Source organism: Aeromonas rivipollensis (assembly GCF_037811135.1).
Classification (GTDB): domain Bacteria; phylum Pseudomonadota; class Gammaproteobacteria; order Enterobacterales; family Aeromonadaceae; genus Aeromonas; species Aeromonas rivipollensis.
The window spans coordinates 1810862-1837060 of sequence record NZ_CP149130.1 but is presented as its reverse complement, the minus strand read 5'-3'; the positions used below and the strand labels follow the sequence as shown (position 1 = coordinate 1837060).

The window sequence follows — 26199 nt, the reverse complement described above, 5'->3', positions numbered from 1 at the left end:
TGACAGTGCAGCCTCATCCTCTTGTTCATGCGCAATACATCTTTGCTCTGGAATAGTAGAGGCCGACACAGTTGGGGGGCGCTTGAAATCAGCGCTCGTCATCCACACATTCAGTGCATACAATGCGTTAACGAAGCGGAATCTTCCGCCTCACCCCGGAAATCAAGAGGACATCAAGATGGATACCCGTTCTATCTACACTGGCACCCAGGGTGCCGTGCGCGACACCAACAAGGTGCTTCGCAATACCTATATGCTGCTCTCCCTCACTCTTGGCTTCTCTGCCGTGGTTGCCGGGGTTGCCACCGTCATGAATATGCCGCCCCTGCACTGGGCCATCTTCCTCGTCGGTGTCTACGGTCTGATGTTCCTGACCGAGAAGAATCGTGACAACGGCATGGGGCTGGTGTTCACCTTCGCCCTGACCGGTCTGCTCGGCTACAGCCTGGGCCCCATCATCAACATGTACATGAACAACGGTGGCGGCGAGATAGTGATGACGGCCCTTGGCGGCACGGCGCTCACCTTCTTCGGTCTGTCGGCCTATGCCCTGACCACCAAGCGTGACCTCTCCTTCATCGGCGGCATGCTGTTCGTCGGTTTCTGGGTGTTGCTGGTGGCCATGGTCGCCAACATCTTCCTGCAGATGAGCGCCCTGAGCCTGGCCCTGTCCGCCATGTTCATGCTGTTCTCCTCCGGCGCCATCCTGCTGACCACCCAGCAGATAGTGCGCGGCGGCGAGACCAACTACATCTCCGCCACCGTGACCCTGTATGTCTCCATCTACAACATCTTCCTGAGTCTGCTGAGCCTGCTTGGCGGCAACCGCAACTGATGAAAAACCCCGCTTCGGCGGGGTTTTTATTGGCACCTCTTTCTGTCAGGATAAGTTGCAAATCAAGGATATGAAGCTAAGTGGCCCTGATCCAAATCAGGGCCACTTCGTTGCCGACGGGTTATGCTGTCACTTTCGTTTCGCTCAAGGGTTGCCTTCATCCCATGCCCATGGATTTCTCAAGCCTGTTGCGCCGTCTGCTGACCGACAGCCACATCTACTTCGCCCTCAAGGTGCTGCTGGCCATCCTGGGGCTGCTCGCCTTCGCCCTGGCCACAGGTGACATCCAGCTCACAGTGCTGCTCTCCCTCGGGGTAGTGGCGGGGGCCATCGCCGAGACAGATGACAGCCTGTGGGGCCGGGTCAAGAACCTCGCCATGACGCTGGTCTGTTTCCTGTTTGCCTCCCTGTGCGTGCAGTACCTCTTCCCCACCCCCTGGCTGTTTGCCCTGGGGCTCGCGGGCTCCACCTTCATCTTCGTGATGGTGGGGGCGCTCGGTCAGCGCTACGCCACCATCAGCTTCGGCTCCCTGCTCATCGCCATCTACACCATGCTGGGAGCCGCCAAGGCGCCGGATCTCTTCTACCAGCCGCTGGCGCTCGGTGCCGGCGCCCTCTGGTACGGCCTGGTCTCTCTCGTCTGGCTCTGGCTGCTGCCCTACAAGACGCTGCACGAGCAGCTCGCCCAGAGCTATTTCGCCCTCGGCCGCTACCTGCTGGAAAAGTCCCGCTTCTTCCCGGCGGACGAGCACGGCGCCCAGGCCATTCGCCACAACCTGGCCCAGCTCAACATCAACCTGGTCAATGCCCTGAATCTGACCAAGACGGCGCTCAATGCCCGCCTCAGTACCCGCCATCAGGCGGCACCCGAGCTCGCCGGCCTGCTGCGGCTCTACCTGCTTGCACTGGAGATCCAGGAGCGGGCCACCTCCAGCCACTACCCCTACAGCCGGCTCGAGGCCGAGCTCAAGCAGGGCATAGTGCTCGACGGCTTCCAGGAAGTGTTCCTGCAGCTCTCTGAGGCGTGCCAGCGGCTCGGTTACGCCATCCTGGTGCACAAGCCCTATGCCCATCACAAGCGCATCCACTGGACCCTGGAGGCCCTTGGCGACCAGCTGGAGTTCACCCATCTCAAGCAGCACTATCCCAAGACCCTGCTGACGCCGATGAAGTTCCTGCGCCGCAACCTGGCCAGCATCAACGAGCTGCTGGCCAGCGCCGAGGAGCTGCAAAACCCCGCCTCGCCTCCCACCAGCCTGCCGCCCCTGGCGAGGCCTGCCTCCTTGCCGTTGCTGACCCTGCTCAAGCAGCACCTGACCCCGAACTCCATGGTGTTTCGCCACGCCCTGCGACTGTCGCTGGGCCTGGTGGTGGGTTACGGCATCCTGCAGGCATTCAGTCTGGACAAGGGCTACTGGATACTGCTGACGGTGCTCTTCGTCTGTCAGCCGAGCTACAGCGCCACCCGCCGCCGCCTGGTGCAGCGGATGCTCGGCACCTTCGCTGGCATCTTGATAGGCGTGCCCGTGCTCTGGCTCTTCCCCGAATTGCACCTGCAACTGGGGATCATGGGGCTGGCCGCCTTCCTGTTCTTCACCCAGGTGCGCAGCAACTACAGCGCCGCCGTCTGCTTCATCACCCTCTATGTGCTGATGGCGTTCAACCTGCTGGACGGCATCGGCTTCGCCATCCTGGGGCCGCGCCTGCTCGATACCCTGCTCGGCTGCCTGCTCTCCTACGCCCTGGTGGCCTGGCTCTGGCCGGACTGGCAATACAAGCGGCTGCCGACCCTGATTGCCAACTCCCTCTCCGCCAACGCCCGCTACCTGTCGGCTGTGCTCGCCAGCCTGCACCGCCAGCGCGACGAGTCCCTCGACTACCGGGTGGCCCGCAAGTGTGCCCACCTGGCCGACAGCGAGCTGGCCATGGCCTGGCAGAGCATGCTGGTGGAGCCGAGCAAGCGCCGCCGCTTCCTCGATCTCTGCTTCACCCTCACCTGGCGCAACCACGCCCTGCTCTCCTACATCTCGGCCCTAGGGGCACACCGTGACAGGCTGGAGCCCATAGAAGGCCTTGACGAGATCAGCCGCCACATCAGCCATACCCTGGAGCGGGCCGCCGGCCATCTGGCGGGGGAGATGCCGGCCCAGCTCGAGGGCTCATGCCCGGCCATCGCCCCGGACAGCAGCGAGGAGCAGCTGATGCTGACCCAGCAGCTCACCCTCATCAGCCAGCTGGCGGATGAACTGCTGATGCTGGCCAACGACGGCCATCTGCTCACCCGGCAAGGCAACGCCTGACGGCTGAAGGAAGACAGCAGTCCAGAGAGCATTCACCAGGCGGGACGACGGCCCTGCCCGGTGAATTCTGTGCCTTGGCGCGCCTTGGCTGGTTGCTCACCGAAGATCAAGGCGCTACCATGCCCGCCCAATCCCGACAGCCCGAGGAGCCTCCATGTCAGAGCACCCGTCCGAACAACATCAGCTGCATTTCAACGGCCAACTCATCGAGACCGATGCCAAGGGCTATCTGCGCCACAGCGAAGAGTGGAGCGAGGCGCTGGCGCTGGTGTTGGCCGAGCAGGAGGGCATAGTGCTGGAGGAGCCGCACTGGGAAGTGGTGCGCTTCGTGCGGGCCTTCTATCTGGAGTTCAACACCTCCCCCGCCATCCGCGCCCTGGTCAAGGCGATGGAGAAACAATACGGCCCCGAGAAGGGCAACAGCCGCTACCTCTACAAGCTGTTCCCCGAGGGACCTGCCAAGCAGGCCACCAAGATTGCCGGCCTGCCCAAACCGGTGAAGTGCATCTAAACACCGGTTTGATGTCTTGCTACCCGCCCCCGAACGGAGGCCAAAAAAAATACCGCGCCCATCTGTGAAATGAGGCGCGGTATTTTTCGTTCGGCGTTCGTCAAACCCGCATCAGGGGTTGTAAGCCACCACTGAGCCGCTCAGCCCCGTCATCTGGCTTATCCTGCTCTGCATGCCCTGCAGCTTGGCCTTGGAGACATCCGGCCCGATAAAGACCCGGTTGATCTGCCCCTGCACCGGGGTTCTCGGCGCGGTCTGGGCAGAGTAGCCGGCCGCCCTCAGCTTGCCCACCAGGGCATTGACGCTGTCAGCATTCTTGAAGGCGCCGAGCTGCAGGATCCAGCTGCCCTGGGCAGGGGCTGCCGCTGCGGGTGCCGGGGTAGTCGCCTGGGTCGTCATCTTGCTCGCGATGAGATCATCCATGGACTTGATCTGACCCACCTGCGGCTTGCTCTCCACCGGCTTCTTCACCTCGACCGGCTTGGGGGGCACCGGCTTGGGCTTGGGTTGCTCCACCGGTTTCTTGGCCACCACCTCGGGCTTGGGTACGGCTTTGGGCTGCGGCTGCGTCACGGCCTGCACCGGCTGCTGCTGGGTGACGGGCGCCTGGTTGGTCGCCGCCGGGTTGGTACCAGCCTGATTGGCCAGGGTCACCGTATCCCCAATCTCTTCTACCTGCCACTGGGTGGCGGCAGAGGCCTGCTGCTGGCTCGCTAGGTGATCGGCCGGCAGGGTGCTCGCCGCCGAGACCTGAAGGGCGGGCTTGGCGGGCTCCAGCTCAGGGCGCAGCGGGATCTTGGCAAACGCCTCTTCCTTCTGCTCCAGCTTGTTGCCGTCCATCAGATCCGGCAGAAAAATGACAACCAGGGCGACCAAGATGACGGTCCCCACCAATCTGTTTTGAAACTTCGAAGCCAAGTTAATTCCCACCCATGTTGCTTAGAATTTTTGCAATTTTGCTGGCATCAACCATGAACGGCCCCTCACGCCATTCCGTTTTGAAACCTCAGCGCCAGGCAGCTCCCTGCCCGTGTCGCTGGCCCCATGATGCTCAGAAACGGCTCAGGCGCTCGCCGCCAGCACGTCGGCGACAGTGTAAAACGAACCAAAGACGATGACCATATCATCAGGACTCGATGCGGCCAGGGCAGCCCGATAAGCCGCGCTCACGCCGTCAAAGGTCGCCGCCGGGCCCTGCCCGTCCCCGAGAGCGGCGGCAAGCTGCTCTGCAGTGGCGGCGCGCGGACCAGTGAGACTTGCCAGGAACCACTGGTCGATGAGGCCATCGAGCTCGGCGAGCGACCCCGCCATGTCCTTGTCTTTGAGCATGCCGACCACGGCGCGGCGCTTGCCTGTGCCGGGGATCTGGCGCAGCTGGCTCGCCAGATAAGCCGCCGAATGGGGATTGTGAGCCACATCGACGATGACCAGCGGCTCGCTTTGCAGCCGCTGCATCCGCCCCGCCAGCCGGGCATTGGCCAGCCCTTCACGGATGGCGGACTCCGCCAATGGCAGGCCGAGGGACTCCAGCGCCGCCAGCACTGTGACCGCGTTCATCAGCGGCAGGGCCGGTTTGGGCAGCCCCAGCCAGTGATTCAGGCCGTGGTAATCCCAACCGGTAGAGTGCTCATCGCCGTGGAAGTCGCGGCCGACCTGACGAAGGCAGGCACCGAGGCGCTGCGCCTCTGAGGCGATGGTCGCAGGGGGGTTGGGCTCGCCGCTGATGGCGGGTTTGCCTGGGCGGTAGACACCCGCTTTTTCCACCGCTACCGCTTCCCGGGTATCCCCGAGCCAGTCGCAGTGATCGAGCGCGATGGAGGTGATCATGGCCACATCGGACTCCACCACATTGGTGGCGTCGAGCCGGCCGCCCAGCCCCACTTCCAGCAGCAGCACATCGGGCGCGGCGCGGCAGAAGAGCCACAGGCCCGCCAGGGTGGCAAACTCGAAGAAGGTGAGAGCAATCTCGCCGCGAGCGGCTTCCACCTCGGCAAAGGCGGCGCAGTGCTCGCTGTCAGAGAGCTCGGCACCGTCGATACGCACCCGCTCGGTAAAGCGCAGCAGGTGCGGCGAGGAGTAGACCCCTACCTTGTAACCGGCGGCCATCAGTATGCTGGCGGCCATGGCGCAGGAGGAACCCTTGCCGTTGGTGCCCGCCACCGTGATCACCTTGAACGGCAACTGGGTGAGACCCATGCGCCGGGCAACGGCACCGACCCGCTCCAGCCCCATGTCGATGTTGACCGGGTGGATCTGTTCCAAATAAGAAAGCCAGTCGACCAGCGACCGGCTTTGAGATTGTTGCATGTGCGAACTCATGTTCAGTCTTCGATGACCTGAGTGTTCATCAGCTTGGCCAGCAGGCCGGCCAGACGGTTGCGCATTTCGCGCCTGTCGATGATGAGATCGATGGCGCCCTTCTCCAGCAGGAACTCGGAGCGCTGGAAGCCTTCCGGCAGCTTCTCGCGCACTGTCTGCTCGATGACGCGGGGACCGGCGAAGCCGATCAGCGCCTTGGGCTCGCCCACGTTGATGTCACCCAACATGGCCAGACTGGCGGAGACGCCCCCCATGGTGGGGTCGGTCAGCACAGAGATGAAGGGCAGGCCCGCCTTGGTGAGGCGATCGAGCGCCGCACTGGTCTTGGCCATCTGCATCAGGGAGAAGAGCGCTTCCTGCATCCGCGCCCCACCTGAGGTGGAGAAGCAGACCAGACCGCGGCCTTCCTTGATGCACTCCTCGACGGCGCGCACGAAGCGGGCGCCGACCACGGAGGACATGGAGCCACCGATGAAGGAGAACTCGAATGAACAGGCGACGACCGGCACCCCCTTGAGGGTCCCCTTCATCACCACCAGCGCATCTTTTTCTCCCGTCTCTTTCTGAGCGGCAGACAAACGATCCTTGTAGCGCTTGGAATCCTTGAATTTCAAGATGTCCTGCGGTTCCAGCTCGGCACCGACTTCGGTGCGGCCCTGCTCGTCGAGGAAGCTCTCGAGGCGGGCGCGGGCGCTGATCCGCATATGATGATCACACTTGGGGCACACTTCGAGATTGCGCTCCAGTTCTGCCCGGTAGAGCACCTGTTCGCAAGCGGTACACTTGGTCCACACCCCTTCCGGAATGTTGTGACGACGCGGTGTAGTGATCTTGCTCTTGGGAAGGATCTTCTCAAGCCAGCTCATGGAATTCCTTAATGCTTTTGTGCCTGACAAAACGCATCGGGCCTTGATTGTTCAATGACTTACGGCTCGATGGCAATAAATGACGGATCATTAAACCACAAATTTTCGGGCCCAGTTACTAAAAACTGGTCGTACCCGGTGCCGAGTCCGGCAGCCACAGCGGGCCGAGCGGCAACTGCGGCAGGGCAAACTCGGCCGGGTAATCCACGTCCACCAGATAGAGCCCTCCCGCCTTGGCGGTCGGCCCCGCCAGATTGCGATCCCTGGCCGCCAGCACCTCGGCTATCCACTCCACGGGTTTGAGGCCCTGCCCCACCAGCAGCAGGGAGCCGGTGATGTTGCGCACCATATGGTGCAGGAAGGCGTTGGCCTTGATGTCGAGCACTATGTAGGGGCCGGAGCGGCTGACGCACAGGTGGGTCACATTGCGCCAGGGGGTGTTGGACTGGCAGGCGATGGCGCGGAAGGTGCTGAAGTCGTGCTCCCCGAGCAGGCTCTGGCCCGCCTGGTGCATCAGGTCGGCGTCTATGGTCTCGTGGTAGTGGCTGACGCCGCTGCCGAGAATGGCCGGGCGATAGTTATGGTTGTAGATGACATAACGGTAGCGACGGGCGGTGGCGCTGAAGCGGGCATGGAAGCGCTCGTCCACCTCCTTGACCCAGCGCACGGCGATGTCAGGTGGCAGGTTGGAGTTGAGCCCCAGGGTCCAGGCACCCTCGGCGCGGTTCGCCTCGGTATCGAAATGGATCACCTGACCGGTGGCGTGCACCCCGGCATCGGTACGACCGGCGCACTGGATGGAGACGGGGTGGTTGGCGATGCGGCTGAGGGCTTTTTCCAGTTCGGCCTGCACGCTGATCACTTCGCGCTGACGCTGCCAGCCGAAATACCGGCTGCCGTCGTATTCAATACCTAGGGCAATTCGCATGGATGAATCTTGTCTTGTGGGGAAAGGATGAAAGAAACGGGCTGGATTATACGCCCTTGGGCCGAAAAGTCCCAGTTCGTACCGGCGACCAGAATGAAAGAGGGCAGCCCGCGGGCTGCCCTCTGTGTTCATCACCGGCAAAGGTGATCACCCCAGGCGCTTGAGCAGCTTCTCGGCTTCGCTGCGCTGGTGCTCGCTGCCCTGGGCCGCCGCCTCCTGCAGCAGCTCGCGGGCACTCTCCTTGTCGTCGATCTCGAGGTAGGCCCTGGCCAGATCCAGCTTGGCCCCCACCCCGCCGTCGTCGGCATCCACATCGAACCCGTTAGACTCCGGCAACACCTCGGGGAAGCCATCCAGCCCCACGTCCAGGGAGAAGCCCTGGTAGGGCTCCTGCTCGGTGCTGCTGGCGTTGGCCTCGGCCAGGAGTTTGTCTATCTCAACGTAGTCGTTCGCCTGCGCCTGCTCACGGGGTTTCAGATCGCCCTGATGGGGCTCCACCTCGGTGAAGGCATCCTCGAAGTCGGCCAGGGCCAGCTCGTTGGGATCCCAGGCCGGCGCCGCCGACTTGGTGGGCTCCAGCCCGAGTTCGGCCAGCATGTCATCGATATCATCCTTGCCATAGGCGTCGTCGCCCCGGGCAGAGGTGTCGGTGGCAGGCTCGTGGAAGTCGGTCTCGAGATCGCTGAGATCGAAGTTGGCGAGCGCCGCATCGCGCTGGCTTCTGCCCTGCTCCTGCGCCTGGCTGAGATCGGCCTCGAGATCGGCATCCAGCTCGGCGAACAGGGCCGCTTGCAGCTCCTCCTCGCTCATGATCTCGTCGCTGGCCCGGGCCTTGGCCTCGGACTCGCCGGAGAGATCCAGCTCAGGGGCCAGCGGCAGACCGAAGTCTCCCTCGTGGGCCAGATCGAGCTCGGGCACCAGATCCGGATCCCGGTTGGCCGTCGTCACCGCAGGCTCCACATCGAAGGCGGACAGGGCCATCTCATCATCGCTGAAGATGACGTCAGTCGGGGACTTGGCCCCCTCCTGACTGCCATTTTCACCCGGCCCATTGAGATCCGGCATGGGGTGCATGGGCTCGTCATCGGCGATGCCGACCGTCATCAGCTGGTCAAACTCGCTGCTCTCCTCCCCCATCACCATGGAGGTGGACTCCGACAGGCTCTTCTCCTGTTCTTCCAGCTCGCGGCGGGCGCGGGCCCGCAGCCAGAGCGTCACCAGCGCCAGCACCAGCAGCACAGGCAGCAAAATGATCATGGCGAGGTTCAGCGGCGAGGCGAGCAGCTCCATCACCCAGTTCTGCTTGGGTTCGGGGGCCACCACGGGCGGCACCGGCTTGGCCTTGAGTTCCGCCACCTCTTTTTGCAGCGCGGTCTGATCCTGCAACTGGGCCTTGAGGGTCTCCACCTCTTCGGTCAGGGACTGCAAGCGCAACTTGAGCCTGTGGTTCATCTCTGTGACCTGACCGAGCTGGGCGTTGGCATCTTCCAGCGCCAGCGCCATCTCGGTGGAGGGCTTGCCCACCAGGGTTGCGGCACTGACCGGCAAGGGGGCCGGGGCAGCGGTTGACGCGGCGGCACTCGCCACCGGGGCCGGTTCGACCGCCTTGGCGATCGCCGTCACCTCGGTGGCCGCCTGGGGTGCGCTCACCTTGGGAGCGGCCGTCGGAATGGGGGCCGCCTTGGCCACGGCCTTGACCGGCGCGCTGGCCGCCGGCTTGGTCGCCACCGGATGGGCCTGCTTCTCGGCCAGGTATTTGGGGCTCAGCCCTTTCCAGCTGGCGTTGTCGCTGTTGAAGCGGCGACGGGCCTCGGCGTCCGTGATGCGCCCCGCCTCGGCGGCGCTGGGCAGCAGAATGCGGGATCCCACCAGGATGTGGTTGATGTTGCCGTCGGCAAAGCTCTTGGGATTCTTGTCATAGATCGCCACCATGGTCTGGTAGACGGTCACCCGGCTGGAGGGGCGATGTTTGCTCGCCAGGCTCCAGAGGGTATCGGTAGAACGGACAGGGCCATAGCTGCCAGCCGACGCGCTGGGCGCCTGACGCACTATGGGCTGAGCCCTGGGAACCGGCTGGGCCGGTGCCACGGGCTGGGCCTGAGGTTGAACGACAGGAGGCGCGGCACCGTCCGGACCCTTGAGCTCGACAAAGAAAGGCTCTCGCCCCGCCTCATCGGCCTGAGCCGTGCCCAGAAGACCCAATGCGAGTAGCGTTGCCAGCGTTATGCGGGAATGTCCCATATTCGTTCCTTCGTATGATGGCCCTATCACATTGAAAAATCTGGATAGTTACCCCAAAACAATCGGCTCAATATAAATCAGGCGCCGGTCTCAAGCCAGCGATCCGACATATTTCGCGTCCGGCGCCTATCAGGCACGAGCCCGATCCAGGCCAGACATGAGTCCCAGACCTGAACCCGAGTGTAGAAAAAAACCTAGTCCACTGATATCACGCGACATTCTTAAAACCGGAGAGTGCGCCCCCGGTCACACCCCGGGACCCTGGCTCACCTCCTCGGGCGGGGTTCCCTCCCCGCCACAGGCCGCAAAACGGACTCAGAGGTAGTCGCGCACCAGCAGTTCGGCGATCTGCACGCTGTTGGTCGCCGCGCCCTTACGAACGTTATCGGCCACGATCCACATATTGATACCGCTCGGATGAGAAATATCCTGGCGCACCCGACCAACCAGCACCTCGTCCTTGCCGGTGCCGTCGCGCACCGGGGTCGGGTAGTCGGCATCGTCTTCGAACAGGGTGACACCCGGGGCATTGCGCAGCAGCTCCTTGACCTGCTCGGCGTCCAGCGGCTGGTGCAGCTCGACGTGAACCGCCTCGGCGTGACCGTAGAAGACAGGCACCCGCACGCAGGTGGGGTTCACGGCTATGCTGGCATCCCCCAGGATCTTCTGGGTCTCCCACACCATCTTCATCTCTTCACGGGTGTAACCGTTGTCGGTGAAGCTGTCGATCTGCGGGATCAGGTTGAAGGCGATCTGCTGCGGGTAGAGGGTCGGCTCCACCGGACGGCCGTTGAGCAGATGGGCGGTCTGGCCGGCCAGCTCGCTCACCCCTTCCTTGCCGGAGCCGGAGACGGACTGGTAGGTCGCCACGTTGATGCGGGCTATGCCCACCTCGTCCTGCAGGGGCTTGAGGGCGACCAGCATCTGTATGGTGGAGCAGTTGGGGTTGGCGATGATGTTGCGATTGCGAAAATCCGCCAGGGCATCCGGGTTCACTTCCGGGATCACCAGGGGGATGTCTTCGTCGTAACGGAAGCAGGAGGTGTTGTCGATGACGATGCAGCCCTGCTCGGCGGCAATCGGCGCCCACTTGGCAGAGACCTCGGCCCCGGCAGAGAAGAGGGCGATCTGCACCTGGCTCCAGTCAAACTCCTCGACATCCTTGATCTCGATGTTCTTGCCGCCAAAGCGCACAGTGTCACCGGCGCTGCGGCTGGAGGCCAGGGGATAGAGGGTGGCGACCGGGAAGGCACGCTCCTCCAGGATCTCGATCATGGCCTGACCCACGGCGCCGCTCGCGCCCAGTACAGCTACGTTGAATTGTTGACTCACTGATGTTCTCTCCTGTGATATTGCCCGCCGATGATGCCGACCGGGTCGGCATCAGGGGTGGCAAGCGTGATCTGTCTGATGGTCGGCCGGCAGGGTGCCGGGCCGAGACGGATGACCCCGATCTGGTGATCGAAGCCCCCCGCATGAATTCCGGTTTATTTTTGCGAGATGGCAAAGCCCAGCCGGGCCAGCCTGTCGCAGGCGAAGGGGCCGCTGACCTGCAAGGAGGAGAGCTCGCGCCGCTCCGGGTAGTCCTTGCGCTGCCCATCGAAGCTGCCGGGCACCCCAATCCGGTTGCGAAAGCGGGCATCGTCCCGGCGCACGTCATAGATGAGGTGGACCAGCTGCTTGATCAGCCCCTGATCGGCGGGCTGACCGGGCGTCAGCTCGCGCACCTCGGGGGCGGGCAGCAGGGATTGCAGATCCTGGCGTGACATGTGGCCAAGCTGCTGGCAGAGCGCCTGATAAAGCATCCAGGTGCCGCGGGCCTTGCCCTCCAGGCTGTAGCCGGCGATGTGCGGGGTCGCAATCTCGGTATGGGGCACCAGGGCGGCGAGCGGCTCAGGCTCCCCTTCCCACACATCCATCACCAGCCGCAATGGCTCGTCACCCAACTGACGGGCAAGCAGGGCCTGGTTGTCCCACACCTCCCCCCGGGAGGCGTTGATAAGGAACTGCCCCTTTGGCAGCGCCACGATCTCCCGCTCCCCCATCAGGTGGAAGGTGGCATCCTGCCCCTCGCGGGTCAGGGGCACATGGAAGCTGACGATGTCGGCCAAGAGTGCCGTGGGGTAGTCGACGAAGCCGGCAGCGCCTTCCAGGCGTGCCCGCGGCGGATCGCAGCGCAGCACCCGCATGCCGAGCGCCTCTGCCTTGCCCGCCACGCACTCCCCTGTGTTGCCGGCGCCGATGACGGCGAGGCTCATCTGATCGAGGCTGAGCTCATGGCGCTCCGCCAGCACCAGCAGGGCCGAGAGCACATAGTCACCGACCGAATATTTGTTGCAGCCGGGGGCGCTGAAGAAGGGTATGCCCCGCTCGGCCAGGAGGGCGGTGTCTATGTGATCCGTGCCTATGGTGGCGGTGCCGACGAAGCCGAGCCGCGGGCAGTCGGCGAGCAGCCCGGCATCGACCCGGGTCACCGAGCGCACCAGCAGCACGTCGGCATCCTGCAGATCCGCCGCCCCTATCTGCCGCCCAGGCAGGGGGACGACCTCGCCAAATTCGGCAAACAGCTCGCAGGCATGGGGCATATTTTCATCAACGACGATCTTCATCGGCTATCTTCTCATCCACTACCGGCCACAGGCGCGCCATTCTAGCCCAAGCGGGCCGAATTTTCAGAGACTTGTTCTCGGGCTGCCATGGGCAAAGAGTGCGCCGCTCTCTTAAGGGCACAGAGCGCCAGGGCATCGAAGGGGCTTCCCGGGCATCCATGGATGAGGTACAGCACTCATATGTAACAACATGTTGCCCTCGCGCCCCCCGGCTTGACCAGGGGGGCCTGGCTGGCACAATGACGCCTCCTTATCATCCGCCCCTGTCATGCGCACCTGTTACGAGCCCTCTCATGCCGACTCATGCCTCTTCGTTGCCACGCCGCCGGGTACTTGGTTTCAACGCCATACTGCTGCTGCCGCTGTTGCTGCTCGTCTGCCTGCCCTGGCAGCCCTTCATGACGAGTGCCCTGCAATCGGACTGGCTCTGGTGGCCCTATGCCCTCACCCGCATGGTGGACCTGCCCGGCCTTGCCATCACCATCGCCGCCCTCTTGCTGCTGACCCGACACAAGCTGACGCTCGGCCACACCGCCCTGCTGGCCCTCGCGGGCGCCCTCTTTGCCGCGCTCGCGAGCGACTGGATCATCAAGAGCCTCATCAAGCTGCTGACCGAGGAGCCAAGACCCTATCTGCTCTGGCTGGAGAGCCAGGAGCTTATCCCCGCCATCCGCCAGTTCTATGCCGGCAGCAGTACACTTCGCAGTGAACAGGTCCACGCCGCGACCCAGTTGCTGGCGCTGCCCGCCTGGCTAGGCCACCACTGGCAGACGGAGGTGAACTACGCCTTCCCCTCCGGCCACAGCATAGCCGCCATGAGCCTGGCCCAGTTCTTCGGGCTGATCTGGCTGGCCCGGGCCCCCGCCGGGGTCTGGCTGCTGCCACTCTGGGCCATCGGCATCGGCCTGTCGCGCACCCTGATCGGCATGCACTGGCCCCTGGACGTGCTGGCGAGCGCCCTGCTTGGCAGCCTCACCGCCCTCGTCGCCGCCCGCTGGTGGCTGCACCACTACTGATTCTCCCAGATAAAAAACGGGCACCCTGGTGCCCGTTTTTTTATCGCAGGTGCTGCCCTCAGCCTTGGCTCTGCCAGCCCTGGGGGTACTTGTAGCCGACGAAGCGCTTGGCGGCATAGGCCTTGAACTCGGGGGAGTTGTAGGCGGCCGCCACATCCTTGGCGAACGGCTTGTCCGCATCGGCCCCTTTGACCACCACCCAGTTGATGAAGTCATAGCTGCGCTCGAGGAAGAGACCTGTGCTGAAGGGGATCCCGCTCGAGGCGGCGAAGTTGCCATTGATGACGGAGAAGTCCACATCTTCACGGGAGCGAGGCAGTTGCGCCGCCTCCAGCAGCACCAGCTTGATGTCGTGGGGATTGCTCACCACGTCAAACTCGCTCGCCTTGAGGGGGTTGATCCCCTCTTTGAGGGTAAGCCAGCCCAGGTCCTGCAGCATCAGCAGGGCCCGCGCCTGGTTGGTGGGGTCGTTGGGAATGGCGACTGTGCTCCCCTCTTTCAGGGCCTTGAGATCCCCCAGCTTGCCGGCATAGAGCCCCATTGGGCCGGTCGGCACCTGAGTGATGGGGGCCAGGGAGAGGCCCCTGTCTTTGGAGAAGCTGTCCAGATAGGGCTTGTGCTGGAAGCAGTTGACGTCTAGCGACCCGTCCGCCAGGGCGATGTTGGGGGTCACGTAGTCGGTGAACTCCACCAGTTTGACCTTGTAGCCCTTGGCCTCCAGCTGCGGCTTGATGGAGTCGGTCACCATGTCGGCAAAGTCCCCGACAGTGGTGCCTATCACTATCTCTTTCTTCGCCTCATCGATGGCAAAGGCTGACAGCGGCAGGCTGCTGGCGAGCAGCGCAAGGGCGGAGAGGGTGAAGAAGGAACGACGCTGCATAGAAACTCCCTGTAGACATGATCAAAACGGTGGGTCGGGTGACCTGTCGAAGGCGAACACCACAACCATCTAGCCATCCAAATGGCTAACTAGGGACACCATAACAGAGCTTTTCCCCTTCGCCAAGCAACAAAACCGGGCAAGCTTGGCCAAAGAGAGGCAAAGCCCATCCGGCCCCTTGATGAGAAATCTTTGACAGAGCACGCAGTTATGCTGCTTGCACTCTCCCCCCTTGACACACAACCGGCTTATTGTGGTCATTCGATACCCATCATCACGGGATCCGCTAACGGTGCCTAGAGCCTGCCCAGCACCCAGACAGCACAAGGAGTGACAGTGTTCGATCATGTTGAAATCAAGGTGGTGTGCTTCGACGACTGCCGACGCTTCTACGGCACAGTGCTGGCGCCCCTCTTGATAGAACTCAAATGGGCAGACAAAGACGCCGCAGGTTTCGGCCTGGTTGGTCACGACAAGGTGGGCTTCCTGATAGAGCGGGGCGAACAGGGTGCCCCCTGCCATCTCGCCTTCGCGGCAAGCACCGCTGCGCAGGTGGATGAGTTTCACCAGGCTGGCGTCAGGGCCGGCTTTGCCTGTAACGGGCAGCCGGGGCTGCGCCCCCACTATGCCCCCAATTACTACGCCGCCTTCCTGCGCGATCCGGACGGCAACAACATAGAGGCACTGGCCTGCCTTGAACCCCCTGGCATGGCGAGCCCGTGAAGAAGCGCCGTGCAGCTTGTCAGCAGAAGCCCGGCGTCGTTGACCTCGGTGCAAGGAAACTCGCCACAAACAAAGGAGAAAATCATGCTTGAACGCCGCGATACCGGCCTGCTGGTCGTCGATATCCAGGGCAAGCTGGCCCGTCTGGTCGAGGGGAGCGAGTCGCTCATCACCAACACGGCCCGACTGGTGCAGGGAGCCAAGGCGCTGGACCTGCCGGTTGTCTGGCTGGAGCAGAACCCGGACAAGCTCGGGGCCACAGTGCCCGAGTTGCAGCCGCAGCAGGCAGGCGCCCTTGTGCTGCCGAAATTCAGCTTCGGCGCCCTGGGGGAGCCGACGGTCGCCAATGCCCTCGCCGGAACCGGGGTCAGTCACTGGCTGGTGTGCGGCATCGAGGCCCATATCTGCGTCTACCAGAGCGTGCTGGGGCTTCTGGCAAGCGGCGCCCGGGTCTCTTTGGTGGTGGACGCAACGTCATCCCGCACCGCCGCCAACCGGGATCTCGCCATCAGCCAGCTGGCGGCCCGGGGCGCATCCCTCACCTCGGTGGAGATGTGCCTCTACGAGCTGATGGGAGATTGCCGCCATCCGGCATTTCGGGAGATCCTGGCCCTGGTGAGATAAGCGCCATGATGGATAACATGGCGCCTTTTATGTTCGGAGTGGCCGCTTTCCTGGTCGCACTGGTAGTGACCATCATCGGCATGGCGGCAACCCGCCTCTATCTGGGTTGGATATGGATTGGTGCCATGCTCTTTTATGCACTCTGTTGGCTGCTCCTGGGCTACCCTCCACTCCTTCCCGAGGGGTGGCCAACGCCGTCCCCATAAAGAGCACCGAGACCCGGGCCAATCACGATGATTCCCCCTTCCCCAGCTTCTCCTGCACATAGCCATAACCACCGTCGCCGTCGGGTACAAAGCTCAAGCGGTGCGTGAGGCCGGGGGGCGCATCCTCGGGGTGGTGGGAGACGAACAGCAACTGGGTGCCTTCGCCGATGAGGCGCACCACCATCTCCCGCACCAGATGACGGTTCAAGGGATCCAGCCCCTGGAGGGGCTCATCCAAAATGAGCAGTGGCGGATGCTTGACCAGGGCTCGGGCAATCAGCACCAGGCGCTGCTGACCAAAGGAGAGGGCGTGGAAGGGCAGCGCCCCCTGATCCTTTAGCCCCAGCAGTGCCAGCCACTGGTTGGCGAGCGCCAGCTGGCGATCCCCCGGGCGGGTATAGAGGCCGATGGAGTCATAAAAGCCGGAGAGGATCACCGTCTGCACCGAACAATGGACGCGATAGTCCAGGTGCAGGGCCGGGCTGACCAGGCCGATGTGGCGCTTGATCTCCCAGATGCTCTCGCCGCTGCCCCGCCGCACCCCGAACAGGCGCAGATCATTGCTGTACCCCTGCGGATGATCCCCTGTGATAAGGGCGAGCAGGGTCGACTTGCCGGCGCCGTTGGGCCCCACCAGTTGCCAGTGTTCCCCCTCGGCAATGGTCCAGTCGAGCCCGTCGATGATGACCTGGTCCCCGTAGGCGACGCGCAGGGCGCGCATCTGTACCCGGGGGCCGACGGGCAGGGGGGCGGGTGCCTGGAGCGGAGGGGGCAGCTGCGGACTCTGCCCCTCGGCCCGTGCCAGCTGGGCCACCTCCTGACTGCCGAGCACGGCGTCACGCTCCCCCGCCAGCAGCAGGCGACGCTCCCCGAGCAGGCCGAGGTGACTGGCGAAGGGGGGGATCTCGTCGAAGCGGTTGACGATCACCACCAGACGTTGCCCCTGCGCCACCAATTGCGCCAGCAGCGACATCAGATCCCTGCGCGAGCCCTGATCCAGGCCATCGAACGGCTCGTCCAGCACCAGCAGCTCGGGCCGACCCAGCAGGGCACGGGCCAGCAGCAGCTTGCGCCCCTCCCCGCTCGAGAGATGGCGATAGGGGCGATCCCACAGGGACTCGATGCCGAAGCGCGCCAGCAGCGATCGGGCTTGCGCCTCCTCTCCCCCCTCCTCCAGCATCAGGGTCGACACCCGATAGCCCGCCTCCTCCTCTTCCCCCAGCATGTCGGTGTTGCGCCGCTGCCAGTCCAGCTCCCCCAGCCGCTGCTGCGACTCAAACGAGAGGCGCTCGGCCCTCACCCGGCCGGTCACCCCCCCTGCACGGACGGCCAGCTCGCCACACAAAGCAGAGGCCAGGGCCGTCTTGCCGCTGCCGTTGCTGCCGACAAAGGCCCAGCATGCCTGAGGCGCCAGGGTGAGATCGGGGATGAAGAGGGTCTGGTCGCCGTGAAGAGCCAAGCTGGCTGATTGCCACTGCAAAAGAGTCATGGATCCGTCCTGAGTGCTGTTTTGCCCTTACCTTAACAGGGATAGCGACCAGCGGCAGCCATGTCAGGTGGTGAGGGGCGCTTGACAACAGGCATCCTATCGACAAAAAGAACATTAGCATTGAATGCGAATTACTCTCAATAAAACACGTAATCAGCCCCATTGATACCCCCATATGGGCTCAAATGAGATTTCTTTGAGCCCCCTCTCAACTCCGAAATGAGAGCCTTATGAATCGTCTTTTCTCATGTATAGATGCCCGTCGCACCTCGGACGGTGCGCCCTTAAGATGGAGTTTATCAATGAGAAAAACATCGTTAGCATTGGCAATCACGGCCCTGCTCTCGGCCCTGCCTGTCGTCTCGGCTCAGGCTGCCGAGAGTTGTACCCCCCTCACCGGCAGAGAAGTCGACATGGATACCGGCCGCACCAGCGCACAGCGCTGTCTGCCCGGCATCAACCCCTTGCAGGACCAGCAGTGGCACCTGCTCAACAGTGGCCAGCATGCCTTCAGTGCCCGTGGCGGCGTGGCGGGCAATGACCTCAACCTCTGGTGGGCCCATCGCACAGAGGTGCTCGGCCAGGGGATCAATGTGGCCGTCGTGGACGACGGCCTGGCCATAGCCCACCCGGATCTCGCCGACAACGTCCGGCCCGGTTCGCGCAACGTGGTAACCGGCAGCGACGATCCGACGCCAACCGATCCGGACAGTGCCCACGGCACCTCTGTCTCCGGCATCATAGCCGCGGTCGACAACGCCATCGGCACCCGGGGCGTGGCCCCCCGTGCCCAGCTGCAAGGCTTCAACCTGCTCGACGACAATAGCCAGCAGTTGCAGCAAGACTGGCTCTATGCCCTCGGCAACAGCCAGGCCAGCCGCGACAACCGCGTCTTCAACCAGAGCTACGGCATGAGCCTGGTCGACCCCCAGGGAGCCGGCGATCTCAACCAGGTGCAACTGGATCGCCTGTTCGAGCAGATGACCCTGAAGGCGCAAGGGGCCGCTTACATCAAGGCCGCGGGCAACGGCTTCAGCCGCATTGCCGCCGGCAACTATGTGCTCAACCGCATCGGCGGCGAGCTCAGACTGCCGTTTGAAAACAGCAACATAGACCCTTCCAACAGTAACTTCTGGAACCTGGTGGTCAGTGCAAGCAACGCGGACGGCGTGCGTTCCTCCTACTCCAGCGTCGGCAGCAACGTCTTCCTGACGGCCCCGGGCGGCGAGTACGGCACCGCCTCACCGGCCATGGTCACCACGGATCTGCCCGGCTGCGACATGGGCTACAACCGTACCGATCGTCAGAGCGCCAACCGGCTGCACGGCAACCCGGCGCTGGATGCCAGCTGCGACTACAACGGCACCATGAACGGCACCTCTTCGGCCACTCCGAATACCGCTGGCGCCATGGCGCTGCTGATGTCAGCCTATCCGGACCTGTCGGTGCGGGATCTGCGGGATCTGCTGGCACGCAACGCCACCCGCATCGATGCCAACCAGGCAGCGGTAACACTGAGCTACACAGCCGTCAATGGTCAGCAACGCAGAGTGACAGGGCTGGAAGGCTGGGAGCGCAACGCCGCCGGGATCTGGTTCAACCCGACCTATGGCTTTGGCCTCATCGATGTGAACAAGGCTCTGGCGAGCGCCGCCACGCACACCCCCTTGCCGGCGCTGGTACAGCTGCCGTGGCAGAAGGTGACGGTGCAGGATCGCGCCGCGGGCGCCATCCCGGATCTGGGCAGCAACCCGACCACCTCCAGCACCCGGGTCAGTCAGCCGTTGACGGTGGAAGCGGTACAGGTGCAGGTCAGTCTGGATCACCAGCGACTGCCCGATCTGCTGATCGAGCTCGTCTCGCCCTCCGGCACCCGCAGCGTGCTGCTCAACCCCAACAGCAGCCTGGTGGGGCAATCCCTCGACCGGCAGCAGTTGGGTTATGTGCGCACCAAGGGGCTGCGCGACATGCGCATGCTCTCTCACAAGTTCTACGGTGAATCGGCCCAGGGCGAGTGGCAGCTGGCGGTGACCGACGTCGCCAGCGGCACTCGTCAGGTCTCGCTGCTCAATCGCAGCACCAACGCCCGCACAACCCTGACCGAGCGCAACAACAGCCAGCCGGGTCAACTGCTCAACTGGTCCCTGCGGGTGATCGGCCATGAAGCAGCTTCCCTCTAATCGCACAGGAGTCACAACATGAAACACAGCTTACTCAGCCTTGCCCTGGCAAGCCTGCTGGCTTCGGTTTCCGCTCAGGCCACGGCCGAAGAGTCGGTGGTTATCGAGGGCAAGCAGTACAGCACCATAGAGGTGAACGGTCAGACCTACCTCACGCCGGACAACGGCAGCAAGAGGCGCGTCGCCCGCAGCCCGGATGGCAAGGCGGCACAACCTGGCCTGCGCAGCGGTGACGTCTTGCTGCAAGGGGTCGCCAGCCCCGAGCTCACCGTCAGCGGTACCCTGCTGATCGAAGCCGACGAGCCTCAAGCCAGGGCACTGGCCACGCGCCACGGTCTGAGCTTCAAGCAGAGCAGTGGCGGCATCGCCCTGCTGGAGGCCAAACCCGGCACCGATCTGAACGCCATCAGCGCCCGGCTCAAGCAGGAAGGCGTGAAGGTGCAGATCGAACTGGCTGGCGCCGAACAGCAGCCCAGGTGAAGCGCTCCTCGCACTGAAAGCGTCATCTCATCGAGGGGGCCATTGGCCCCCTCGTCATTAGCTACGCCGCCGCAGCAACCTCATCCGCCAATTCCCACCCGGCGATAATACATCCATATAGAGAGTAAGAGATTAGGTTCTATTATTGGTTCGGCGTGGTCAGTTCATTAATGCCAGGTGGTATGGCGTAACAGCCTTGCTCGCCAATGAAAACCCTGCCCCTGAACAAGGCCCTGCGCTTTTACAAAAGAGAGATGATGTTTATTTTCGACACCCTCGACAATGACGCTTTCGCTACCCCATATGGCGGCCACATGTTCGATAAAGGTGGTATCATTGCGATTAAAACATTGCCAGAAGAAGCGCTTATTTATTTTGATGCCATCAAAAGCATTCTGCAGCTCATCTGCGAGGCTACGCACTGCCTCATCTGCGTTTCTTATCCAGAATTTCACTCCTAACTCTCTGAGTTGCGATACATTTTTTATCGTTTCGTCAGGGATGCCGTTGCTGACGGCCTCATTATCAAACTCAATGTTGATGTTGAACTGCAGCACGAATGGCAGAAAATCCTCCCATGAGATCAGCTCGTTGAATGCCGCGGGTTCTACATTGATAAATACCGTGTGATAGAGATGCTCGTCATGTCGGTTCAGTTTTTGGAAGAACTCCAGTTGACGTATGAAAAGAGAGACCAGGGCCCGGCGTTCTGCGTTGCAGAAATAATGCTCATCCAATACCATCCGGTTGGCAGTATAGGATACCATCTCGAATGACAGTATGTTGCCGGCATTGAGCTCAACGATAGGTTCCAATGTGTGCTTTATATACTGATGGTTTTTATTATCTGTCTTAAATGTCATTGCTATTCTCGATAGTGAATCCTGAACGATATGGATAAAATATGTACCCGGCGCGAGCAACGGTCACCAGGCAGCGGCAGTCTGGATCAACTCTCCTTAATAATTTCCTGATATTTGATAGCGCCACAGACACCGTATTTTCACATACTATCCTCCCATGCCAGACACTATTAAGGATTTCATCTTTTGATACCAGATAACCACTATTACGGACCAGGTACCTTAAAACCCCTGCCTCTCGCGTCCCCATTTTTATAACTTGCAGCTGATCCGTTCCGGCAAAAAAAAGGAATGTGAATGTGCCATTGTCTAAATCTACAATGACGTTTCTATCTTTATTGATTAGGCATGTTGTTACCGCACGCCCTCTCATCATTTCCAACTCAAGCATGAGCAGCCTCCGTGTTAATCAGTAACTGATGACTCTACGCCCTCGCTGAGAACTGTCATTACCAACCCAATTACTGTGGTTAGGCTGAATGACATCATTCTCACAGAACCAGCAGGTGAATTAATGATAATAAAATAATTTATCCACAAATAATGAAAACCGTTTAATTTCAATCCCATATGAAGAGGTAAATCACAAAAAGCCCCTAATGAGTCGATATAATCAACCATAAAATCAACATGCCAAGCATAAAAAACTAGTTTTTTTAATTTTGTTGAGTTTTATGGTGGTGCAAACGCTCTAGGCAGCACCATGACTCTATATATTTCACTGACCAAACAAATTGCTATATCAGCTGATTAGAAGTGTATTTTGGATTGGGAGTTCGGCTATCGGGCGACCTTATGATGACAGCGCCCTGCTCATGTGAAGAGGGATTATTTTAAGTTCTGCCATGAAGATAGGCCATCGCTATGGATGAGCCAATCTGAGATCCCGAGCAAGATATGACATGACTCTAATTGCGGGCCTTCGTCACCGATAAGAACCCGTATTATTTTTGAACGCCCCCTCTATTATCCATTGCAAATGGATAATAGAGGGGGTCACTGCTTGATCTGTTGACCGCCAGTGCTTATTTGAGCCAAGTCATAATAAGGCTTTCGGTTTCATCTGCATGAAGGAATCATCAACACAGCACCATATTGGTAATAAAAAACGGCACCGAGAAGGTGCCGTCATGGATTATGGTAGGGTACTGCCTGTGCTGGCTCAGTTTGCCTTATTCTGCTCGGCCAGATAGAGCCAGGTGTCGACCACGGTATCGGGGTTCAGCGACACAGAATCTATGCCCTGCTCGACCAGCCAGGCGGCGAAGTCCGGGTGGTCCGACGGGCCCTGGCCGCAGATGCCTACGTACTTGCCCGCCTTGCGTGCGGCCTGTATGGCCATCGCCAGCAGCGCCTTGACCGCCTCGTTGCGCTCATCGAACAGGTGGGCGATGAGGCCCGAATCCCGATCCAGCCCCAGGGTCAACTGGGTCATGTCGTTGGAACCGATGGAGAAGCCATCGAAGTGTTCGAGGAACTTGTCCGCCAACAGGGCGTTGGAGGGCAGCTCGCACATCATGATGACTTTCAGCCCCCGCTCGCCGCGACGCAGGCCGTTCTCCGCCAGGATCTCCACCACCTGCTCCGCCTCGCCCACGGTACGCACGAAGGGGATCATCACCTCGACGTTGGTCAGCCCCATGACGTCGCGCACCCGTTTCATCGCCTCACACTCGAGGGCGAAACAGGGGCGGAAGCTGTCGGCGATGTAACGTGACGCGCCCCGGAAGCCGATCATGGGGTTCTCTTCGTGGGGCTCGTAGCCACGACCCCCCACCAGGTTGGCGTATTCGTTGGACTTGAAGTCCGACATCCGCACTATGACCCGCTCCGGCCAGAAGGCGGCGGCCAGGGTGGCGATCCCTTCACTCAGCTTGGCCACGTAGTATTCACGGGGGCTGTCGTAACCGGCGATCATCTTGGCTATGGTGGCCTGCAGCTCCGGGCTCTGCTTGTCAAACTCCAGCAGCGCCTTGGGGTGCACCCCTATCATGCGGTTGATGATGAACTCGAGACGGGCCAGACCCACGCCGGCATTGGGCAACTGGGCGAAGTCGAAGGCCCTGTCTGGGTTGCCGACGTTCATCATCACCTTGATGGGCAGGCGCGGCATGTTGCCCACCTCGGTCACCGCCACGTCGAAGTCGAGCTCGCCGTCGTAGATGAAGCCGGTGTCCCCTTCCGCGCAGGAGACGGTGATGAGCTGACCCGCCTCGATGCGGTCGGTGGCGTCGCCACAGCCGACCACGGCCGGGATGCCGAGCTCACGGGCTATGATGGCGGCGTGGCAGGTGCGGCCGCCCCGGTTGGTGACGATGGCCGAGGCCCGCTTCATGATGGGCTCCCAGTCCGGATCCGTCATGTCGGTGACCAGCACATCGCCTGGCTGCACCTCGTCCATCTGGCTGATGGAGGAGATGACCCGCGCCGGGCCAGAGCCAATCTTGTGGCCGATGGCACGCCCCTCGATCAGCACCTTGCCGGATTGCTTGAGGGCAAAACGTTCGAGGGTGTTCGCCTCCTGGCGACTGCGTACAGTTTCCGGACGGGCCTGGACGATATAGAGCTTGCCATCCTGACCATCCTTGGCCCACTCGATGTCCATCGGGCGACCGTAATGCTGCTCTATGATGAGGGCCTGCCTGGCCAGCGCCATCACCTCGTCATCCGTGATGCAGAAGCGGCTGCGCTCGGTCTCAGAGGTGTCGACGATTTTCACCTGACGGCCGTGGCCGGCATCCTCGGAGTAGGTCATCTTGATCAGTTTCGAGCCGAGGGTCTTGCGCACCACGGCGGGACGGCCGCCCTTCAAGGTCGGCTTGTGGACGTAGAACTCGTCCGGGTTGACGGCCCCCTGCACCACCATCTCTCCCAGGCCCTGGGCGCCGGTGATGAAGACCACGTCGTTGAAGCCGGATTCGGTATCCAGGGTGAACATGACGCCGGAGGCGGCGAGATCCGAGCGCACCATGCGCTGCACCCCGGCCGAGAGCGCCACACCCTTGTGGTCATAGCCCTGATGCACCCGGTAGGAGATGGCGCGATCGTTGAAGAGCGACGCAAACACATGCTTGATGGCGGTCATGACAGAGTCTATGCCGCGCACGTTGAGGAAGGTCTCCTGCTGACCGGCGAAGGAGGCGTCCGGCATGTCTTCGGCGGTGGCGGAGGAGCGCACCGCAAAGGAAGCCTCGAGGCCAGCGCTCAGCTTGTCATAGGCCTCGCGCACCGCCTGTTCCAGCGCAGGCTGGAAGGGGGCGTCCACCACCCAGTCACGGATCTGCTGACCGGCCCGGTTGAGGGCGGCGATGTCGTCCACATCCAGGCTGTCGAGCAGGTCGTGGATCTTGCCGTTGAGGCCGCTTAACTCCAGAAACTCGTTAAACGCAAAGGCGGTGGTGGCAAAGCCGCCCGGCACGGACACGCCGGCACCGGAGAGGTTGCTGATCATCTCGCCAAGGGATGCATTCTTGCCGCCGACGCGCTCTACGTCCTGCATACCGAGCTGTTCGTACCAAAGTACGTACTGTTGCATTTGCATGTCTCCAGGTTGGTGGGCCAGGGTGTCAACGCACCAGCTGTGCCAAGTCGTGTGTTTTTGTTAGTGTCTGTTGCCAACGACCATGAAAACGTTTTCTACTTATTGTCAAAAAAATCCCCGAGCAAGAGTTGGGGATGGCCGTTTGACACAGGCATTCTACAATACCGACACAAAAAGGTAACGACTCAGGTTTGCAAGCGAGTTCACAACTTGGGAATGGCAGACCTGTTGACAAAAGAGATATGGTTTCGAGAGATACTGATTGCTCGCAACCCCCCAGGAGCACACCACAGGAGTCCGCTGTGCACACCGTATTCTATGTATCCGACGGCACCGCCATCACCGCCGAGGTGTTCGGTCATGCCGTGTTGAGCCAGTTTCCACTGGTCTTCGAACAGGTCACCATCCCCTTCGTGGAGACCCTGGAAAAGGCGCGCCAGGTGCGGGCCCGCATCGATGAACAATTTCGCCAGACCGGGGTGCGCCCCATACTGTTTCACACCATAGTCGACCCCCTGGTGCGGGAAGAGGTGCTCAAGGCCCAGGCCAGCAGCCACGACTTTCTCAACACCTTCGTGAGCCCCCTCGAGCAGGAGCTCGGGATCAAGGCCGAGCCCAGGCTCCATCGCACCCACGGCATGGAGAACCGCAAGCTCTATGACGATCGCATCGAGGCAGTCAACTTCGCCCTCAGCAATGACGACGGCATCACCACCAAGGAGTATGACGAGGCTGACATCATCCTCATCGGGGTCTCCCGCTGCGGCAAGACGCCGACCAGCCTCTATCTGGCACTGCAGTTTGGCATTCGTGCCGCCAACTACCCCTTCATCGAGCAGGACATGGGCTCACTGGAGCTGCCCGCCCCGCTCAAGGCCAACCGCCACAAGCTGTTCGGCCTCACCATAGCCCCCCAGCGGCTGCATGAGATCCGCAACCAGCGCCGCGCCAACAGTCGCTACTCCTCTCTCGAGCAGTGCGAGCAGGAGCTGGCAAGCGTGGAGCGGCTGTTCCGCCAGGAGGCGATCCGCTTCCTCGACACCAGCTCCCACTCGGTGGAGGAGATCAGCGCCAAGATCCTGGAGGCAACCGGCCTTCGCCGCCAACTCTGCTAGCCCGCATGAAAATAGCCATATCAAGCACTATCAGATTGGCGAGTGGCAAGATAATAAGACAGCAAGACAGGGAGAAATGACGCCGGCAGATCCCTCGGCGTCATGAGGATCAGGGGCGAGGACGGGAGCCGGGCTTGTTGAGCTCCCGGTTGTTCATCAAGATGCCATGAAAACGCAGCAAACCGTGGCGTTTGCGTACCCGCTCACTCAACCAGCAGGCGGGTAGCAGGCCAAGCCCGGCGGCGAGCGTCAGCACCATGGCGATGTTGTTCACCAGATAATCCGCCCCCTGCCATCCCCAGACCATCAAGCAGGTCGCTGCCATGGTCAACAACATAGGGGAGAGCCAGATCCCCAGCCAGAGCGTGACGAGCAGCAAGCCACCGACAATACCTTCGATCATATGAGTCCTTCCTTGAAAAGGGCTACTAGCACATCAAACCACCGCCAGGTCAATAGCTCCAAAATCAACT

General features: G+C 61.8%; 22 protein-coding genes. 9 read left to right on the top strand and 13 right to left on the bottom strand.

Going from position 1 to position 26199, the window contains the following annotated elements:
• The first annotated feature begins 178 nt into the window (after positions 1 to 178).
• The 3 genes from WIR04_RS08420 to WIR04_RS08410 all read left to right on the top strand — a co-directional run bounded on the left by WIR04_RS08420 (position 179) and on the right by WIR04_RS08410 (position 3646).
• On the top strand, positions 179 to 835 hold the full coding sequence (locus tag WIR04_RS08420; protein WP_041994335.1) for a Bax inhibitor-1/YccA family protein: 657 nt from the start codon (positions 179 to 181) through the stop codon (positions 833 to 835).
• 164 nt (positions 836 to 999) lie between these two features.
• Entirely contained in the window at positions 1000 to 3135 is a 2136-nt protein-coding gene (yccS, locus tag WIR04_RS08415) for a YccS family putative transporter (RefSeq protein ID WP_338891862.1), read from the top strand.
• Positions 3136 to 3289: 154 nt separating this feature from the next.
• Positions 3290 to 3646, top strand: coding sequence for a TusE/DsrC/DsvC family sulfur relay protein (locus WIR04_RS08410; RefSeq protein WP_041204294.1), 357 nt, complete (start codon positions 3290 to 3292; stop codon positions 3644 to 3646).
• A gap of 111 nt (positions 3647 to 3757) precedes the next feature.
• Here the strand turns inward: WIR04_RS08410 and dedD are convergent, their stop codons facing one another.
• The 7 genes from dedD to WIR04_RS08375 form a co-directional block, all read right to left on the bottom strand.
• On the bottom strand, positions 3758 to 4564 hold the full coding sequence (dedD, locus tag WIR04_RS08405; RefSeq protein ID WP_338891860.1) for a cell division protein DedD: 807 nt from the start codon (positions 4562 to 4564) through the stop codon (positions 3758 to 3760).
• Between the two features lie 144 nt (positions 4565 to 4708).
• The gene (gene folC / locus WIR04_RS08400; RefSeq protein WP_338891858.1) at positions 4709 to 5965 is read right to left on the bottom strand and encodes a bifunctional tetrahydrofolate synthase/dihydrofolate synthase; all 1257 of its coding nucleotides are present in this window, start codon (positions 5963 to 5965) and stop codon (positions 4709 to 4711) included.
• Positions 5966 to 5967: 2 nt separating this feature from the next.
• Positions 5968 to 6831 carry an acetyl-CoA carboxylase, carboxyltransferase subunit beta gene (gene accD, locus WIR04_RS08395; RefSeq protein WP_025327347.1) on the bottom strand — a complete coding sequence of 288 codons (864 nt, stop codon included), beginning with the start codon at positions 6829 to 6831 and terminating at the stop codon, positions 5968 to 5970.
• Between the two features lie 118 nt (positions 6832 to 6949).
• Complete coding sequence (truA, locus tag WIR04_RS08390) at positions 6950 to 7759, bottom strand: tRNA pseudouridine(38-40) synthase TruA (protein ID WP_025327348.1); 810 nt, start codon at positions 7757 to 7759, stop codon at positions 6950 to 6952.
• Between the two features lie 147 nt (positions 7760 to 7906).
• Positions 7907 to 10000, bottom strand: a complete 2094-nt coding sequence (locus WIR04_RS08385) for a FimV/HubP family polar landmark protein (RefSeq protein ID WP_338891855.1) — start codon at positions 9998 to 10000, stop codon at positions 7907 to 7909.
• A gap of 315 nt (positions 10001 to 10315) precedes the next feature.
• On the bottom strand, positions 10316 to 11332 hold the full coding sequence (locus tag WIR04_RS08380; protein ID WP_111911552.1) for an aspartate-semialdehyde dehydrogenase: 1017 nt from the start codon (positions 11330 to 11332) through the stop codon (positions 10316 to 10318).
• 155 nt (positions 11333 to 11487) lie between these two features.
• Positions 11488 to 12609 (bottom strand): 4-phosphoerythronate dehydrogenase, encoded by a 1122-nt coding sequence (locus WIR04_RS08375; protein ID WP_338891852.1) that lies wholly within the window; start codon positions 12607 to 12609, stop codon positions 11488 to 11490.
• 293 nt (positions 12610 to 12902) lie between these two features.
• Here WIR04_RS08375 and WIR04_RS08370 point away from each other — a divergent pair, with 293 nt between their 5' ends.
• Positions 12903 to 13625: a phosphatase PAP2 family protein gene (locus WIR04_RS08370; RefSeq protein ID WP_338891850.1), complete on the top strand. Its 723-nt coding sequence runs from the start codon at positions 12903 to 12905 to the stop codon at positions 13623 to 13625.
• 58 nt (positions 13626 to 13683) lie between these two features.
• Here the strand turns inward: WIR04_RS08370 and WIR04_RS08365 are convergent, their stop codons facing one another.
• Entirely contained in the window at positions 13684 to 14505 is an 822-nt protein-coding gene (locus WIR04_RS08365; protein WP_025327353.1) for a MetQ/NlpA family ABC transporter substrate-binding protein, read from the bottom strand.
• Positions 14506 to 14841: 336 nt separating this feature from the next.
• Between WIR04_RS08365 and WIR04_RS08360 the strand changes: the two genes are divergently transcribed.
• Entirely contained in the window at positions 14842 to 15228 is a 387-nt protein-coding gene (locus tag WIR04_RS08360) for a VOC family protein (RefSeq protein WP_338891848.1), read from the top strand.
• A gap of 84 nt (positions 15229 to 15312) precedes the next feature.
• Positions 15313 to 15852, top strand: coding sequence for a hydrolase (locus WIR04_RS08355; protein WP_338891847.1), 540 nt, complete (start codon positions 15313 to 15315; stop codon positions 15850 to 15852).
• Between the two features lie 228 nt (positions 15853 to 16080).
• On the opposite strand, the gene modF is transcribed toward WIR04_RS08355, so the two are convergent.
• Positions 16081 to 17547, bottom strand: a complete 1467-nt coding sequence (modF, locus tag WIR04_RS08350) for a molybdate ABC transporter ATP-binding protein ModF (RefSeq protein WP_338891846.1) — start codon at positions 17545 to 17547, stop codon at positions 16081 to 16083.
• Positions 17548 to 17849: 302 nt separating this feature from the next.
• On the opposite strand from modF, the gene WIR04_RS08345 reads away from it, so the two are divergent.
• On the top strand, positions 17850 to 19727 hold the full coding sequence (locus tag WIR04_RS08345; RefSeq protein WP_338891845.1) for a S8 family serine peptidase: 1878 nt from the start codon (positions 17850 to 17852) through the stop codon (positions 19725 to 19727).
• Positions 19728 to 19745: 18 nt separating this feature from the next.
• Positions 19746 to 20207, top strand: coding sequence for a serine protease chaperone (locus tag WIR04_RS08340; protein WP_025327359.1), 462 nt, complete (start codon positions 19746 to 19748; stop codon positions 20205 to 20207).
• A 167-nt stretch (positions 20208 to 20374) separates the two neighbouring features.
• Here the strand turns inward: WIR04_RS08340 and WIR04_RS08335 are convergent, their stop codons facing one another.
• From WIR04_RS08335 to ppsA, 3 genes are all read right to left on the bottom strand, one after another.
• Positions 20375 to 21070, bottom strand: coding sequence for an EAL domain-containing protein (locus WIR04_RS08335; protein ID WP_080675154.1), 696 nt, complete (start codon positions 21068 to 21070; stop codon positions 20375 to 20377).
• Entirely contained in the window at positions 21060 to 21461 is a 402-nt protein-coding gene (locus WIR04_RS08330) for a winged helix-turn-helix domain-containing protein (RefSeq protein WP_338891844.1), read from the bottom strand. Before WIR04_RS08330 ends, WIR04_RS08335 begins: the two co-directional genes overlap by 11 nt.
• 771 nt (positions 21462 to 22232) lie before the next feature.
• The gene (ppsA, locus tag WIR04_RS08325) at positions 22233 to 24605 is read right to left on the bottom strand and encodes a phosphoenolpyruvate synthase (protein WP_338891843.1); all 2373 of its coding nucleotides are present in this window, start codon (positions 24603 to 24605) and stop codon (positions 22233 to 22235) included.
• Between the two features lie 308 nt (positions 24606 to 24913).
• Here ppsA and ppsR point away from each other — a divergent pair, with 308 nt between their 5' ends.
• Positions 24914 to 25726, top strand: a complete 813-nt coding sequence (ppsR, locus tag WIR04_RS08320; protein ID WP_307764866.1) for a posphoenolpyruvate synthetase regulatory kinase/phosphorylase PpsR — start codon at positions 24914 to 24916, stop codon at positions 25724 to 25726.
• 109 nt (positions 25727 to 25835) lie between these two features.
• On the opposite strand, the gene WIR04_RS08315 is transcribed toward ppsR, so the two are convergent.
• The gene (locus tag WIR04_RS08315; RefSeq protein WP_374048947.1) at positions 25836 to 26126 is read right to left on the bottom strand and encodes a hypothetical protein; all 291 of its coding nucleotides are present in this window, start codon (positions 26124 to 26126) and stop codon (positions 25836 to 25838) included.
• Positions 26127 to 26199: the final 73 nt, after the last annotated feature.

Bases quoted from the DNA above. Each gene is read 5' to 3' on its own strand.
- WIR04_RS08420 (WP_041994335.1), top strand. From the start codon at position 179: ATGGATACCCGTTCTATCTACACTGGCACCCAGGGTGCCGTGCGCGAC.
- yccS (WP_338891862.1), top strand. From the start codon at position 1,000: ATGCCCATGGATTTCTCAAGCCTGTTGCGCCGTCTGCTGACCGACAGC.
- WIR04_RS08410 (WP_041204294.1), top strand. From the start codon at position 3,290: ATGTCAGAGCACCCGTCCGAACAACATCAGCTGCATTTCAACGGCCAA.
- folC (WP_338891858.1), bottom strand. From the start codon at position 5,965: ATGAGTTCGCACATGCAACAATCTCAAAGCCGGTCGCTGGTCGACTGG.
- accD (WP_025327347.1), bottom strand. From the start codon at position 6,831: ATGAGCTGGCTTGAGAAGATCCTTCCCAAGAGCAAGATCACTACACCG.
- truA (WP_025327348.1), bottom strand. From the start codon at position 7,759: ATGCGAATTGCCCTAGGTATTGAATACGACGGCAGCCGGTATTTCGGC.
- WIR04_RS08385 (WP_338891855.1), bottom strand. From the start codon at position 10,000: ATGGGACATTCCCGCATAACGCTGGCAACGCTACTCGCATTGGGTCTT.
- WIR04_RS08375 (WP_338891852.1), bottom strand. From the start codon at position 12,609: ATGAAGATCGTCGTTGATGAAAATATGCCCCATGCCTGCGAGCTGTTT.
- WIR04_RS08370 (WP_338891850.1), top strand. From the start codon at position 12,903: ATGCCGACTCATGCCTCTTCGTTGCCACGCCGCCGGGTACTTGGTTTC.
- WIR04_RS08365 (WP_025327353.1), bottom strand. From the start codon at position 14,505: ATGCAGCGTCGTTCCTTCTTCACCCTCTCCGCCCTTGCGCTGCTCGCC.
- WIR04_RS08355 (WP_338891847.1), top strand. From the start codon at position 15,313: ATGCTTGAACGCCGCGATACCGGCCTGCTGGTCGTCGATATCCAGGGC.
- modF (WP_338891846.1), bottom strand. From the start codon at position 17,547: ATGACTCTTTTGCAGTGGCAATCAGCCAGCTTGGCTCTTCACGGCGAC.
- WIR04_RS08345 (WP_338891845.1), top strand. From the start codon at position 17,850: ATGAGAAAAACATCGTTAGCATTGGCAATCACGGCCCTGCTCTCGGCC.
- WIR04_RS08340 (WP_025327359.1), top strand. From the start codon at position 19,746: ATGAAACACAGCTTACTCAGCCTTGCCCTGGCAAGCCTGCTGGCTTCG.
- WIR04_RS08335 (WP_080675154.1), bottom strand. From the start codon at position 21,070: ATGACATTTAAGACAGATAATAAAAACCATCAGTATATAAAGCACACA.
- WIR04_RS08330 (WP_338891844.1), bottom strand. From the start codon at position 21,461: ATGCTTGAGTTGGAAATGATGAGAGGGCGTGCGGTAACAACATGCCTA.
- ppsA (WP_338891843.1), bottom strand. From the start codon at position 24,605: ATGCAACAGTACGTACTTTGGTACGAACAGCTCGGTATGCAGGACGTA.